This window comes from Pseudomonas sp. MD330_10 (genome assembly GCF_042610415.1).
Taxonomy (GTDB): Bacteria; Pseudomonadota; Gammaproteobacteria; order Pseudomonadales; family Pseudomonadaceae; genus Aquipseudomonas; species Aquipseudomonas rhodesiae.
Genome location: NZ_JBHGZU010000008.1, coordinates 123,330 through 137,670, shown reverse-complemented (window position 1 = coordinate 137,670; position 14,341 = coordinate 123,330). Strand labels below are relative to the sequence as shown.

Sequence of the window (14,341 nt, the reverse complement as noted above, 5' to 3'; positions counted from 1 at the left end):
AACCTCGATATTTCGCTCATGGATGACTTTGAACGAACGCGCTCCACCCGGCGCATCTCGAGTTTCTGCGCACGCTTTCAGCAAAGAAGAGAGTTAATCCGAATATGCCCACCCGCTCGAAGATCATCTACACCTTCACCGACGAAGCTCCAGCCCTCGCCACCTATTCACTGCTGCCTATCGTAGAGGCCTTCACCGCTTCCGCTGATATTGCCGTGGAAACCCGCGACATTTCCCTCGCCGGGCGCATCCTCGCAAGCTTCCCCGAGCAACTGGGTAACAAGGCTGTACCGGACCACCTCGCCGAACTGGGCGACCTGGCCGTAACTCCTGAAGCCAACATCATCAAACTGCCTAACATCAGTGCCTCGACCCCTCAACTGCAGGCGGCGATCAAAGAATTGCAGGCCCAGGGCTACGCCCTTCCGGACTACCCGGAAACCGTAACCACCGACGCGGAAAAAGAAACCCGTGCCCGTTACGACAAGGTCAAAGGCAGCGCCGTAAACCCGGTACTGCGCGAAGGCAACTCCGACCGCCGCGCGCCGCTGTCGGTCAAGAACTACGCACGCAAGCACCCGCACAAAATGGGCGCCTGGGCGGCAGACTCCAAGTCCCACGTCGCTCACATGAGCAACGGCGACTTCTACGGCAGCGAAAAAGCCGTACAAATCGAAGCCGCTGACGCCGTGAAGATCGAGCTGGTCGCCAAAGACGGCACCGCCACCGTGCTGAAGGAAAAGACTTCCGTTCAGGCTGGCGAAATCCTCGACAGCGCCGTGCTGAGCAAGAACGCCCTGCGTTCGTTCATCGCCGCCGAGATCGAAGACGCCAAGCAAAAAGGCGTATTGCTGTCGGTCCATCTCAAAGCCACCATGATGAAGGTCTCCGACCCGATCATGTTCGGCCAGATCGTTGCCGAGTTCTATAAAGACGCCCTGACCAAGCACGCCGCCGTACTGGAACAGATCGGCTTCAACCTGAACAACGGCATCGGCGACCTGTACGCTCGCATCAAGACCCTGCCGGCCGACCAACAAGCGCAGATCGAAGCCGACATCCAGGCCGTTTACGCCGCTCGCCCTTCCCTGGCGATGGTCAACTCAGGCAAGGGCATCACCAACCTGCACGTGCCGAGCGACGTAATTGTCGACGCTTCGATGCCGGCCATGATCCGTGACTCCGGCAAAATGTGGGGCACCGACGGCCAACTGCACGACACCAAGGCTGTGATCCCGGATCGTTGCTACGCCACCATCTACCAAGCCGTCATCGAAGACTGCAAGGCCAATGGCGCGTTCGACCCAACCACCATGGGCAGCGTTCCGAACGTTGGCCTGATGGCCAAGAAAGCCGAAGAGTACGGCTCCCACGACAAGACGTTCCAGATCAAGGCTGACGGCGTGGTCCGCGTCACCGACAGCAAGGGCAACCTGCTGATGGAACAGAGCGTCGAAGCTGGCGACATCTTCCGCATGTGCCAGACCAAAGACGCGCCGATCCAGGACTGGGTCAAGCTCGCCGTCAACCGCGCCCGCGCCAGCAACACCCCGGCCATTTTCTGGCTGGACCCTAAGCGCGCCCACGACGGCGTGGTGGTCGAGAAAGTTCAGGCCTACCTGAAAGACCACAACACCGAAGGTTTGGACATCCGCATCATGTCGCCGGTCGACGCGATGAAGTTCACCCTGGAACGCACACGCAAGGGCCTGGACACCATCTCGGTGACCGGCAACGTCCTGCGTGACTACCTGACCGACCTGTTCCCAATCATGGAACTGGGCACCAGCGCCAAAATGCTGTCCATCGTGCCGCTGATGAACGGCGGCGGCCTGTTCGAAACCGGCGCTGGCGGCTCTGCACCGAAGCACGTACAGCAATTGCTGGAAGAAAACTTCCTGCGCTGGGACTCCCTGGGTGAATTCCTGGCCCTGGCCGCGTCCCTCGAACACCTGGGCGTCACCTACAACAACCCGAAGGCCCTGGTACTATCCAAGACCCTGGACCAGGCCACCGGTCAGTTCCTGGACAACAACAAGTCGCCATCGCGCAAAGTCGGCAACATCGACAACCGCGGCAGCCACTTCTACCTGGCGCTGTACTGGGCCCAGGCCCTGGCCGCTCAGACCGAAGACACGGCATTGCAAGCACAGTTCGGCGAACTGGCCAAAACCCTGGCTGCGAACGAGGCGACCATCGTCGCCGAGCTCAATGCCGTACAGGGCAAGCCAGTGGACATCGGTGGCTACTACGCACCGAACCCTGAGCTGACCAGCAAGGCCATGCGCCCGAGCAACACGTTCAACGCGGCGATTGCCAAGTTGAAGTAAGGTTGTAAGGATGCAATGAAGCCCCGGCCCAGTGCCGGGGTTTCTGTTTCCAGCGCTCAACTGAAGAAACCAGATCAAATGTGGGAGGGGGCTTGCCCCCGATGGCGATGGATCAGTCTAGCTATTGCTAATTGACACACCGTCATCGGGGGCAAGCCCCCTCCTACACTGGCCGCAATTCTGCTCAAACACCGCGTCATATCTTTAATCGAGGCCTCCATGACCTGGCAACCCCACATCACCGTCGCCACCATCGTCGAAGACAATGGCAAGTTCCTGATGGTCGAAGAACTTAAGGGCGGTCGCGCCGTACTCAATCAGCCTGCCGGCCACCTCGATCCACATGAAACCCTGACCGAAGCCGCCGTACGCGAAACCCTCGAAGAGACCGGCTGGGACGTCGAAGCCACCGGCATAGTCGGCATCTACCTGTACACCGCCCCGAGCAACGGCGTGACCTACCAGCGTGTGTGCTTCATCGCCAAGGCCCTGAAACACCATCCCGACTATCAGCTCGACGAAGGCATCATGCGCGCCCGCTGGCTCACTCGCGACGAACTGATGGACCTGCGCGAGGACTGGCGCAGCGAGCTGATCATTCGCTGTATCGATGATTATCTGGCCGGCCACTGCCACAGTCTCGAATTGATCCGCCCTTCTCTTTAGCCTTAGAGGCCGCAGCCTGTTAGAATCGCGTCCTTTTTCAAGACACCCGTTGAAACCCTATGCGTGATCCAGCCCCCTCTGACACACAAAAGAAGCGCGTCATCGTCGGCATGTCCGGCGGCGTGGATTCTTCCGTTTCCGCCGTTCTGCTCATGGAGCAGGGCTATGAGGTGGAAGGCCTGTTCATGAAGAACTGGGAAGAAGACGATGGAACGGAATATTGCACCGCCATGGACGACCTGGCGGATGCCCAGGCCGTGTGCGACAAGATCGGTATCAAGCTGCACACCGCCAACTTCGCCGCCGAGTACTGGGACAACGTGTTCGAGCACTTCCTGGCCGAATACAAGGCTGGTCGCACGCCGAACCCGGACATCCTGTGCAACCGCGAAATCAAGTTCAAGGCGTTCCTCGACTACGCCATGATGCTCGGTGCCGACCTGATTGCCACAGGCCACTATGTGCGTCGTCGCGATATCGACGGGCGCACCGAACTGCTCAAGGGCCTGGACCCGAACAAAGACCAGAGCTACTTCCTGCATGCCGTCGGTGGCGAACAGATCGCCAAGACCTTGTTCCCCGTGGGCGAACTGGAAAAGCCCGAAGTGCGCAAGATTGCCGAGCAGCACGGCCTGGCCACCGCCAAGAAGAAGGATTCCACCGGGATCTGCTTTATCGGCGAACGCCGCTTCAGCGACTTCCTCAAGCAATACCTGCCAGCACAACCGGGCGAGATCAAGACCACCGAAGGTGAAGTCATTGGCCGTCATCATGGCCTGATGTATCACACCATCGGTCAACGCCAGGGCCTAGGGATCGGCGGCTTAAAAGACGCCGGTGAAGAGCCGTGGTACGTGCTGGTCAAAGATCTGGAGCACAACGTGCTGATCGTCGGCCAGGGCAATGAACATCCGCTGCTATTCTCCGGCGCGCTGTTGGCGTCGGAGATCTACTGGGTCAACCCGATCGACCTCAGCACCCCGCGCCGCCTGACCGCCAAAGTGCGCTATCGCCAGAGCGATCAGGCCTGCACCCTGGAAAAAACCGCCAACGGCTACCGCGCCACCTTCGATGACCCGCAACGCGCTGTCACCCCTGGCCAGTCCGTGGTGTTCTATGACGGCGAGATCTGCCTGGGCGGTGGCGTGATCGAAGTCGCCGAACCCTGGAGCAACCCGGCATGAGCCCGATCCAGGAGCAATTGACCGCACTGGGCGGCGTATTTCTGGCCGCCGTGCTGGTGGACAAGATCGCCAAGACCGGCCAGGTCGGCGAGGCTGGCCTGACCTGCATGCTCGGCAGCCTGTTGATCCGCGACCCCAAGGACACCCTGGAAGTCTACGGCGGCGACGATCTGGCGCTGCGCGAAGGTTATCGCGCCCTGATCGGCGCCCTGGAACGCGACCCCAGCACCTTGCAACGCGAGCCACTGCGGTACGCCCTGTCGATGCTCGGTCTGGAGCGCCAATTGGCCAAGCGCGAGGACATGCTGGAGACCATCGGCAAGCGTCTGCCACAAATCCAGTCCCAGGTGGAGCACTTCGGCCCGGCCCACGAAAACGTGATCGCCGCCTGTGGTGCGCTGTACCAAGACACCTTGAGCACCCTGCGCCAGCGTATCCAGGTACATGGCGACATGCGCAACCTGCAACAACCCAACAACGCGTCGAAAATCCGCGCCCTGTTGCTGGCCGGTATTCGTTCGGCGCGGTTATGGCGCCAGTTGGGCGGTCATCGTTGGCAGTTGGTCATCAGCCGTCGCAAATTGCTTAAAGAGCTTTACCCGTTGATGCGCAACGAATAAGTCGCAGCAGCAGGCTGTTTTCAAGCCGTTACGCGTAATACGCCGGTCAGTTGGCGACGGACCGGCGGATTTTTTCATGTATGATACGCGCCCCATTTCGTTGCCCGACTGTCCGAGAACACCCCATGCAGCTCTCTTCGCTCACTGCGGTTTCCCCTGTTGACGGCCGCTACGCCGGCAAAACCCAGGCCCTGCGCCCAATTTTCAGCGAGTACGGCCTGATCCGTGCCCGCGTTCTGGTTGAAGTGCGCTGGCTCCAGCGCCTGGCCGCTCACCCCGCCATCAGCGAAGTGCCGGCGTTTTCCGCCGAAGCCAACGCCGTGCTCAACACCCTGGCGGAAAACTTCTCCCTGGAGCACGCCGAGCGTGTGAAAGAGATCGAGCGCACCACCAACCACGACGTAAAAGCCATCGAGTACCTGCTCAAAGAGCAAGCAGCCAAGCTGCCGGAACTGGCCCAGGTCAGCGAGTTCATCCACTTTGCCTGCACCAGCGAGGACATCAACAACCTGTCCCACGCCCTGATGCTGCGCGAAGGCCGTGATGACGTGATGCTGCCGCTGATGCGCCAGACCGCCAACGCTATCCGCGAGCTGGCGATCCGTTTCGCCGACGTGCCGATGCTGTCGCGCACCCACGGCCAACCGGCCTCGCCTACCACTCTGGGCAAAGAGCTGGCCAACGTGGTCTACCGCCTGGAGCGCCAGATCGCCCAAGTGGCCGCCGTGCCGTTGCTGGGCAAGATCAACGGCGCCGTGGGCAACTACAACGCCCACCTGTCGGCCTACCCCGAGATCGACTGGGAAGCCAACGCCCGTGCATTCATCGAAGACGAGCTGGGCCTGGGCTTCAACCCGTACACCACACAGATCGAACCGCACGACTACATCGCCGAGCTGTTCGACGCCATCGCGCGCTTCAACACCATCCTGATCGACTTCGATCGCGATATCTGGGGCTACATCTCCCTGGGCTACTTCAAGCAGCGCACCATTGCCGGCGAAATCGGTTCGTCGACCATGCCGCACAAGGTCAACCCGATCGACTTCGAAAACTCCGAAGGCAACCTCGGCATCGCCAACGCCCTGTTCCAGCACCTGGCCAGCAAGTTGCCGATCTCCCGCTGGCAGCGCGACCTGACCGACTCCACCGTACTGCGTAACCTCGGCGTGGGCTTCGCCCACAGCGTGATCGCGTACGAAGCCAGCCTCAAAGGCATCAGCAAACTGGAACTCAACGAGCAGAAAATCGCCGCTGACCTGGACGCTTGCTGGGAAGTACTGGCCGAGCCGATCCAGACCGTGATGCGTCGCTACAACATCGAAAACCCCTACGAGAAGCTCAAAGAGTTGACGCGTGGCAAGGGCATCAGCCCTGAAGCGCTGCAAACTTTCATCGATGGCCTGGATATGCCAGCTGCTGCCAAGGCCGAGCTGAAACTGCTCACCCCGGCCAACTACATCGGTAATGCCGTGGCCCAGGCCAAGCGCATCTGATCCAAGCAAGACCCTTGAGACGCCCGGCCGCGCCGGGCGTTTTTATTCCAGTCTGAAAAGTGCTTTTTTTCAATAGGTTACACATGAATCCTGATATCCCTCTTCAACTTCTGGGCGGCATCACGGCACGGGAATTCCTGCGCGACTACTGGCAGAAAAAACCGTTGCTGATCCGTCAGGCCATCCCTGACTTCGAAAGCCCCATCGACGCCGACGAACTGGCCGGCCTGGCCTTGGAAGAAGAAGTCGAATCGCGCCTGGTGATCGAGCACGGCGAACGTCCATGGGAACTGCGCCGCGGCCCGTTTGCCGAAGACGCCTTCAGCACACTGCCCGAGCGCGAATGGACCCTGCTGGTGCAAGCGGTCGATCAGTTCGTACCGGAAGTGGCCGAACTGCTAGAGCAGTTCCGCTTCCTGCCAAGCTGGCGCATCGACGATGTGATGATCAGCTTTGCCGCGCCCGGCGGCAGCGTCGGCCCGCACTTCGATAACTACGATGTGTTCCTGCTGCAGGCCCAAGGCAAACGCAACTGGAAGATCGGCCAGATGTGCAACTCCGAGAGCCCGCTGCTGCAACATGCCGACCTGCGCATCCTGGCTGAATTCGAAGAAAGCGCCGAATGGGTACTGGAACCGGGTGACATGCTCTACCTGCCACCGCGCCTGGCCCACTACGGCATTGCCGAAGACGATTGCATGACCTACTCCGTCGGCTTCCGCGCCCCAAGCGCAGCCGAAGTGCTGACCCACTTCACCGACTTCCTCGCTCAATACCTGACCGACGAAGAGCGCTACACCGACGCCGACGTCCAGCCGGTCAGCGACCCGCACCAGATCCAGAGCGACGCCCTCGATCGCCTCAAGAGCCTGCTGGCCGAGCATATGAGCGACGAGCGCATGCTGCTGACCTGGTTCGGCCAATTCATGACCGAGCCGCGCTATCCGGAATTGGTAGCCGGCGAAGAGCTGGGCGAAGAAGATTTCGTCGCCAGCCTGCAGGACGGCGCGATTCTGGTGCGCAACCCGAGCGCGCGCATGGCCTGGTCGGAAGTGGACGATGACGTGCTGCTGTTCGCCAGCGGCCAGAGTCGCTACCTGCCGGGTAAATTGCGCGAACTGCTGAAAATGATTTGCTCCGCCGATGCCCTGCACGCCGAGAACCTCGGCCCGTGGCTGGCGGACGAAGACGGTCGCGCCCTGCTGTGCGAACTGGTGAAGCAAGGAAGCCTGGGATTTGCCGATGAATAAGATTCACGTAAGTGTCGCGGACTGGCATAAGGATATCGCTGAGATTCGGCGCATTCGTGAAGCGGTGTTTATCGCTGAACAATCGGTCCCACCCGAACTGGAGTGGGACTCCGACGACGCAGATGCCATGCATTTCCTCGCTTACGAGGGTGACTTTCCGATTGGTACCGCGCGCCTGCTGCCCAGCGGCGAGATCGGCCGCGTGTCGGTACTCAAGGACTGGCGCGGTCTGAAGGTGGGCGACAAGCTGATGGAGGCGGTGATCGAAGCGGCTGAAAAACGTGGCCAGACCAAGCAATTCCTCAGCGCCCAGGTGTATGCCGCACCGTTCTATGAGCGCTTGGGTTTCGAGATCGTCAGCGATGAATTCCTGGAAGTCGGGATTCCCCATGTCGATATGGTGCGCGGAGCCTGATTCGAGATCGCGTCGCTGCTATCGGGGGCAAGCCCCCTCCCACATTTGAAATGTACAGGGTCAACATGTGGGAGGGGGCTTGCCCCCGATAGCTATTTCAGCACCACCAGCAATGCCCTGCCATGCGGGGCATTTTGCCGTCTACGATTCAATAAGCGACCGCCCAGGCCGACAAACTGGCACTATCACGCCTAATTGACTCGCAGAGATAACGGACATGCACCTACGCACCCTGCTCACCGCCCTCCTCCTGGCTGTAAGCGTCTCGGCCAGCGCCGACACCGAAGTCCTCAACCTGAGCAACCGCACCAGCGCCGACCTATTGCCGGTGGCGCAGAATTTTATCGGCAAGGACGGTACGGTCAGCGCCTATGGCAACCAGCTGATCGTCAACGCTGCCCCCGACAAAGTGCAGGGATTACGCACCCTGCTGGCACAACTGGATACGCCAGCCAAGCGCCTGCTGATCACCGTCGACACCAATGAAAACAATCAGCAGGACACCGGCGACAGCCAGACCCGCATCATCAGCTACGGCACCGTCAGCCGCGACGGCGGCATTCAGCAGATCCAGGCCAGTGAAGGCGTGCCCGCACTGATCCAGGTCGGCCAGAGCGTCCCGCTGACTACCACCTCGCAAGACAGCTACGGGCGCCTGCAAAACCAGACCCAGTATCGCAACGTCACCCAAGGGTTCTATGTCACCGCCAGCGTCACCGGCGACACCGTACACCTGGCGATCAGTACCAACCGTGACCGCATGAGCCAGGAACGTCCCGATGTAGTGAACGTGCAAAGCACCGACACAACCATCAGCGGCCGCCTGGGCGAGTGGATTCCTCTGGCCGGCATCAATCGCCAGACTCAGGCCGATAAAACCTCCGCAACCCGCACCTACTCTACGCAGGGCCGCGATGACCTGACATTGCGGGTCAAGGTCGACACCCTGAACTGAAGCACCAAAAACTGACTGACGAGTCGTATTAGACTAAAGATGTAGTGCCTGAAAAAAAGCACTACAAAACATTTGACGATCGAAAAAAGCCTGGGCATGATGGCCTCGCTCCCGCTAATCAGGGGCCCTGGCAAGGGCCTTCGGATCGTCGCTCCAAGCTACCCACCCGAGCCGATTCGTGTCTGTACCGCCCACAAGGCGTGTTTGACGAGGTTGCGACTGGAACGAAGTTGTCCCGAGGGACGGAAGCTAACCAGGTAACCCGGCAACACACTGATGGATCGTACAAAGGCCCACGACGCCCGAAGACCGTTCGCAGTCTGCCCTTACCTGCTCAACTCCCCCTTGAGCCATCGTTCATCCTGTCGCCTACCCCGTCGAACCTGACCTGACCGCCTACGCTTCTGATCAGCGAGCAGCCATGACCACGCACTGACTACAGTGGCTGGCCAACGGAATGTTCAACCCAGTAGATTTTCCACAAAGACGCGACGAGGTTTTTCCCCATGGCACTGACACGCGAACAGCAAATTGCAGCCCTTGAAAAAGACTGGGCTGAGAACCCACGCTGGAAAGGCGTGACCCGCGCTTACTCCGCTGCTGACGTCGTCCGCCTGCGCGGCTCGGTTCAACCTGAGCACACCTTTGCAAAACTCGGCGCCGAGAAGCTGTGGAACCTGGTCACTCAAGGTGCCAAGCCATCCTTCCGTCCCGACAAAGATTTCGTCAACTGCATGGGCGCCCTCACTGGCGGCCAGGCAGTCCAGCAGGTAAAAGCCGGTATCCAGGCGATCTACCTGTCCGGCTGGCAAGTGGCGGCGGACAACAACTCCGCTGAATCCATGTACCCCGACCAATCGCTGTACCCGGTGGACTCCGTACCGACCGTGGTCAAGCGCATCAATAACTCGTTCCGTCGCGCCGACCAGATCCAGTGGAAAGCCGGCAAGAACCCAGGCGACGAAGGCTACATCGACTACTTCGCGCCGATCGTGGCTGACGCCGAAGCCGGTTTCGGCGGCGTACTGAACGCCTACGAGCTGATGAAGAGCATGATCGAGGCCGGCGCTGCCGGCGTGCACTTCGAAGACCAACTGGCGTCGGTGAAGAAATGCGGCCACATGGGCGGCAAGGTACTGGTACCGACCCAAGAAGCGGTACAGAAACTGACCGCGGCGCGCCTGGCTGCTGACGTTGCCGGCACGCCGACCATCATCCTGGCCCGCACCGACGCCAACGCTGCCGACCTGCTGACCTCGGACTGCGATCCGTACGACCAGCCGTTCGTCACGGGCGAGCGTACCCAGGAAGGTTTCTACAAAGTGCGCGCAGGTCTGGATCAAGCCATTGCCCGCGGCTTGGCCTATGCCCCGTACGCCGACCTGATCTGGTGCGAAACTGCAAAGCCGGACCTGGACGAAGCCCGTCGCTTCGCCGAAGCGATCAAGAAGGAATACCCGGACCAACTGCTGTCCTACAACTGCTCGCCTTCTTTCAACTGGAAGAAGAACCTGGACGACGCGACCATCGCCAAGTTCCAGCGCGAACTGTCCGCCATGGGCTACAAACACCAGTTCATCACCCTGGCTGGCATCCACAACATGTGGCACAGCATGTTCAACCTGGCGCACGACTACGCCCGCAACGACATGACCGCTTACGTGAAGCTGCAAGAGCAGGAATTCGCTGACGCCGCCAAGGGTTACACCTTCGTGGCTCACCAGCAGGAAGTGGGCACCGGCTACTTCGACGACATGACCACCGTGATCCAGGGCGGCACCTCGTCCGTGACCGCGCTGACCGGTTCGACCGAAGAAGAGCAGTTTCACTGATCGATGTGAGTACACGGCCACGGCGGACTTCTTAAAAAGCTAACCGCAGTGCCGCACGATCTGACGCCCCGACTGGTTCGGGGCGTTTTTTTGCCCGCACACACCTCATCAGAGAGCGGGCTTGCCCTCGATAGAGGGGGATCAGCAAGAAAGCTATAGCCTGACACTCAGCCATCGGCCCCCCCCCCCCCCTCCCGCATGAGGAACCTTGCAACCTGAAGATTTTGTACAAAATCTTGATCCAGAGCGGTATTCGTTGCAGATAAATCGGTTAAAAATTCCGCTCCAACAACTAGCGGTAACCGAGCAAGTAACGGCAACTTCCCTCGCCACACCATGACCACCCGCTTAAAACTCGCCCAAACAATATTCATTATCATTTAGAACATAGAAACTTCGTTACAACCTAAACAAAACACAATTGATCAAATGCCCGCTAATGCCCACGCCACAAGGGCTGCAGCCCCACAAAGGTGCACTATGTCCTTATTCCATCGAATAATTTCGCCATCGGAATTTTACTTGCCCGGTGTTTAGCCATAAAATCACCGCGATTGACTACGCTGCGACATATCGTCACTGCATCGTTACTTTTTTCGAGCTCAGAGACCTTTGCTCTCTGTTAAGGATTTCCAGCATGACCGAAGCGACAGGACTCATGGCCCACAACTGGGGCTTTGCCATTTTCCTCCTCGGTGTTGTCGGCCTCTGTGCCTTCATGCTCGGCGTCTCCAGCCTCCTCGGGTCAAAAGCCTGGGGCCGCAGCAAAAACGAACCGTTCGAGTCCGGCATGCTACCTACAGGTGGCGCCCGCTTGCGGCTCTCAGCCAAATTCTATCTGGTCGCGATGCTGTTCGTGATCTTCGATATCGAAGCCCTCTTTCTCTTTGCCTGGTCTGTGTCCGTCCGCGAAAGCGGCTGGACCGGATTCGTCGAAGCTCTCGTTTTCATAGCAATTCTGTTGGCAGGTCTTGTCTACCTGTTCCGAGTGGGCGCCCTTGACTGGGCTCCGGAAGCTCGTCGCAAGCGGCAAGCGAAGCTGAAACAATGAGGCTTTGGCGATGCAATACAATCTCACCAGGATCGACCCGGATGCTCCTAACGAGCAGTACCCCATCGGCGAACGGGAAACCGTCTCCGATCCGTTAGAAGATCAAGTCCACAAAAACATCTACATGGGCAAACTCGAAGACGTGCTGAGTGGCGCGGTCAACTGGGGGCGTAAGAACTCCCTGTGGCCGTACAACTTCGGCCTTTCGTGCTGCTACGTGGAAATGACCACCGCCTTCACGGCGCCCCACGACATTGCGCGCTTCGGCGCCGAAGTGATCCGGGCCTCGCCGCGCCAGGCGGATTTCATGGTTATCGCCGGTACCTGCTTTATCAAGATGGCGCCGATCATTCAGCGTCTCTACGAGCAAATGCTCGAGCCGAAGTGGGTTATCTCCATGGGTTCGTGCGCCAACTCCGGTGGCATGTACGATATCTACTCCGTGGTCCAGGGGGTGGACAAGTTCCTGCCCGTGGACGTCTACGTGCCTGGCTGCCCGCCCCGTCCTGAAGCATTTCTGCAAGGCTTGATGCTGTTGCAGGAATCGATTGGCAAGGAGCGTCGCCCACTTTCCTGGGTTGTCGGGGATCAAGGCGTATACCGCGCCGAGATGCCGTCACAAAAGGAACAGCGCCGCGAACAGCGTATTCAGGTCACCAACCTGCGCAGCCCCGACGAAGTCTGATCCAGCGCCGCTTCTTTCATAGAACGAAAACCTGGCTTCATTCTTTACGTTGACCGAAAGCGATAAAAAACCATGACTACAGGCAGTGCTCTGTACATCCCGCCTTACAAGGCAGACGACCAGGATGTGGTCGTCGAACTCAATAACCGTTTTGGCCCTGACGCCTTCACCGCCCAGGCCACGCGCACCGGTATGCCGGTGTTGTGGGTGGCGCGCGCCAAGCTCGTCGAAGTCCTGACCTTCCTGCGCAACCTGCCCAAGCCGTACGTCATGCTCTATGACCTGCATGGCGTGGATGAACGTCTGCGCACCAAGCGTCAAGGGCTGCCGAGCGGCGCCGATTTCACCGTGTTCTATCACCTGATGTCGCTGGAACGTAACAGCGATGTGATGATCAAGGTCGCGCTGTCCGAGAGCGACCTGAGCATCCCAACCGTGACCGGCATCTGGCCGAATGCCAGCTGGTACGAGCGCGAAGTCTGGGACATGTTCGGCATCGACTTCCCGGGTCACCCGCACCTGTCGCGCATCATGATGCCGCCGACCTGGGAAGGTCACCCGTTGCGCAAGGACTTCCCGGCCCGTGCCACGGAATTCGACCCGTTCAGCCTCAATCTCGCCAAGCAGCAGCTTGAAGAAGAGGCCGCGCGCTTCCGCCCGGAAGACTGGGGCATGAAGCGTTCCGGCGCCAACGAGGACTACATGTTCCTCAACCTGGGTCCTAACCACCCTTCGGCCCACGGTGCCTTCCGCATCATCCTGCAGCTGGACGGCGAAGAAATCGTCGACTGCGTACCGGACATCGGCTACCACCACCGTGGCGCCGAGAAGATGGCCGAGCGTCAGTCCTGGCATAGCTTCATCCCCTACACCGACCGTATCGACTACCTCGGCGGCGTGATGAACAACCTGCCGTACGTGCTCGCGGTCGAGAAGCTGGCCGGCATCAAGGTGCCAGACCGCGTCGACACCATCCGCATCATGATGGCCGAGTTCTTCCGCATCACCAGCCACCTGCTGTTCCTGGGTACCTATATCCAGGACGTCGGCGCCATGACCCCGGTGTTTTTCACCTTCACCGACCGTCAGCGCGCCTACAAGGTCATCGAGGCCATCACCGGTTTCCGCCTGCACCCGGCCTGGTATCGCATTGGTGGTGTGGCCCACGATCTGCCGAACGGCTGGGAGCGCCTGGTCAAGGAGTTCGTCGAGTGGATGCCCAAGCGTCTGGACGAGTACCAGAAGGCCGCCCTGGACAACAGCATCCTCAAGGGTCGTACCATCGGCGTCGCTCAGTACAACACCAAGGAAGCCCTGGAATGGGGCGTCACCGGTGCTGGCCTGCGTTCCACCGGTTGCGATTTCGACCTGCGTAAAGCACGCCCGTATTCCGGCTATGAGAACTTCGAGTTCGAAGTACCGCTGGCGGCCAACGGCGATGCCTACGACCGTTGCATCGTACGCGTCGAAGAAATGCGCCAGAGCCTGAAAATCATCGAGCAGTGCATGCGCAATATGCCGGCAGGCCCGTACAAGGCGGATCACCCGCTGACCACGCCGCCGCCGAAAGAGCGCACGCTGCAGCACATCGAAACCCTGATCACGCACTTCCTGCAAGTTTCGTGGGGCCCGGTCATGCCGGCCAACGAATCCTTCCAGATGATCGAAGCGACCAAGGGTATCAACAGTTATTACCTGACGAGCGATGGCGGCACCATGAGCTACCGCACCCGGATTCGCACCCCAAGCTTCGCCCACTTGCAGCAGATCCCTTCGGTGATCAAAGGCGAGATGGTCGCGGACTTGATTGCGTACCTGGGTAGTATCGATTTCGTTATGGCCGACGTGGACCGCTAA

General features: G+C 59.7%; 12 protein-coding genes. All 12 read left to right on the top strand.

Features of this window, described 5'->3' with window-relative positions; all coding sequences use genetic code 11:
• Window positions 1–104 precede the first annotated feature (104 nt).
• Window positions 105–2,330 (top strand): NADP-dependent isocitrate dehydrogenase, encoded by a 2,226-nt coding sequence (locus ACFZPT_RS15230; protein WP_379555479.1) that lies wholly within the window; start codon window positions 105–107, stop codon window positions 2,328–2,330.
• Between the two features lie 219 nt (window positions 2,331–2,549).
• Complete coding sequence (locus tag ACFZPT_RS15225; protein ID WP_034114183.1) at window positions 2,550–2,996, top strand: NUDIX hydrolase; 447 nt, start codon at window positions 2,550–2,552, stop codon at window positions 2,994–2,996.
• Window positions 2,997–3,055: 59 nt separating this feature from the next.
• On the top strand, window positions 3,056–4,180 hold the full coding sequence (mnmA, locus tag ACFZPT_RS15220; protein WP_034114184.1) for a tRNA 2-thiouridine(34) synthase MnmA: 1,125 nt from the start codon (window positions 3,056–3,058) through the stop codon (window positions 4,178–4,180).
• Window positions 4,177–4,800 (top strand): high frequency lysogenization protein HflD, encoded by a 624-nt coding sequence (gene hflD / locus ACFZPT_RS15215; protein ID WP_034098690.1) that lies wholly within the window; start codon window positions 4,177–4,179, stop codon window positions 4,798–4,800. Before mnmA ends, hflD begins: the two co-directional genes overlap by 4 nt.
• Before the next feature lie 125 nt (window positions 4,801–4,925).
• The gene (gene purB / locus ACFZPT_RS15210; protein ID WP_034098692.1) at window positions 4,926–6,296 is read left to right on the top strand and encodes an adenylosuccinate lyase; all 1,371 of its coding nucleotides are present in this window, start codon (window positions 4,926–4,928) and stop codon (window positions 6,294–6,296) included.
• Window positions 6,297–6,379: 83 nt separating this feature from the next.
• Window positions 6,380–7,546: a cupin domain-containing protein gene (locus ACFZPT_RS15205; RefSeq protein ID WP_034098693.1), complete on the top strand. Its 1,167-nt coding sequence runs from the start codon at window positions 6,380–6,382 to the stop codon at window positions 7,544–7,546.
• Window positions 7,539–7,961: a GNAT family N-acetyltransferase gene (locus ACFZPT_RS15200; protein ID WP_034098695.1), complete on the top strand. Its 423-nt coding sequence runs from the start codon at window positions 7,539–7,541 to the stop codon at window positions 7,959–7,961. Before ACFZPT_RS15205 ends, ACFZPT_RS15200 begins: the two co-directional genes overlap by 8 nt.
• 217 nt (window positions 7,962–8,178) lie before the next feature.
• Window positions 8,179–8,916 (top strand): secretin N-terminal domain-containing protein, encoded by a 738-nt coding sequence (locus ACFZPT_RS15195; RefSeq protein ID WP_034098697.1) that lies wholly within the window; start codon window positions 8,179–8,181, stop codon window positions 8,914–8,916.
• 506 nt (window positions 8,917–9,422) lie between these two features.
• On the top strand, window positions 9,423–10,748 hold the full coding sequence (gene aceA / locus ACFZPT_RS15190) for an isocitrate lyase (RefSeq protein WP_003174717.1): 1,326 nt from the start codon (window positions 9,423–9,425) through the stop codon (window positions 10,746–10,748).
• A 637-nt stretch (window positions 10,749–11,385) separates the two neighbouring features.
• On the top strand, window positions 11,386–11,799 hold the full coding sequence (locus ACFZPT_RS15185; RefSeq protein WP_003219575.1) for an NADH-quinone oxidoreductase subunit A: 414 nt from the start codon (window positions 11,386–11,388) through the stop codon (window positions 11,797–11,799).
• 10 nt (window positions 11,800–11,809) lie between these two features.
• Window positions 11,810–12,484: an NADH-quinone oxidoreductase subunit B family protein gene (locus tag ACFZPT_RS15180; protein ID WP_003219572.1), complete on the top strand. Its 675-nt coding sequence runs from the start codon at window positions 11,810–11,812 to the stop codon at window positions 12,482–12,484.
• A 72-nt stretch (window positions 12,485–12,556) separates the two neighbouring features.
• On the top strand, window positions 12,557–14,341 hold the full coding sequence (nuoC, locus tag ACFZPT_RS15175) for an NADH-quinone oxidoreductase subunit C/D (RefSeq protein ID WP_379555476.1): 1,785 nt from the start codon (window positions 12,557–12,559) through the stop codon (window positions 14,339–14,341).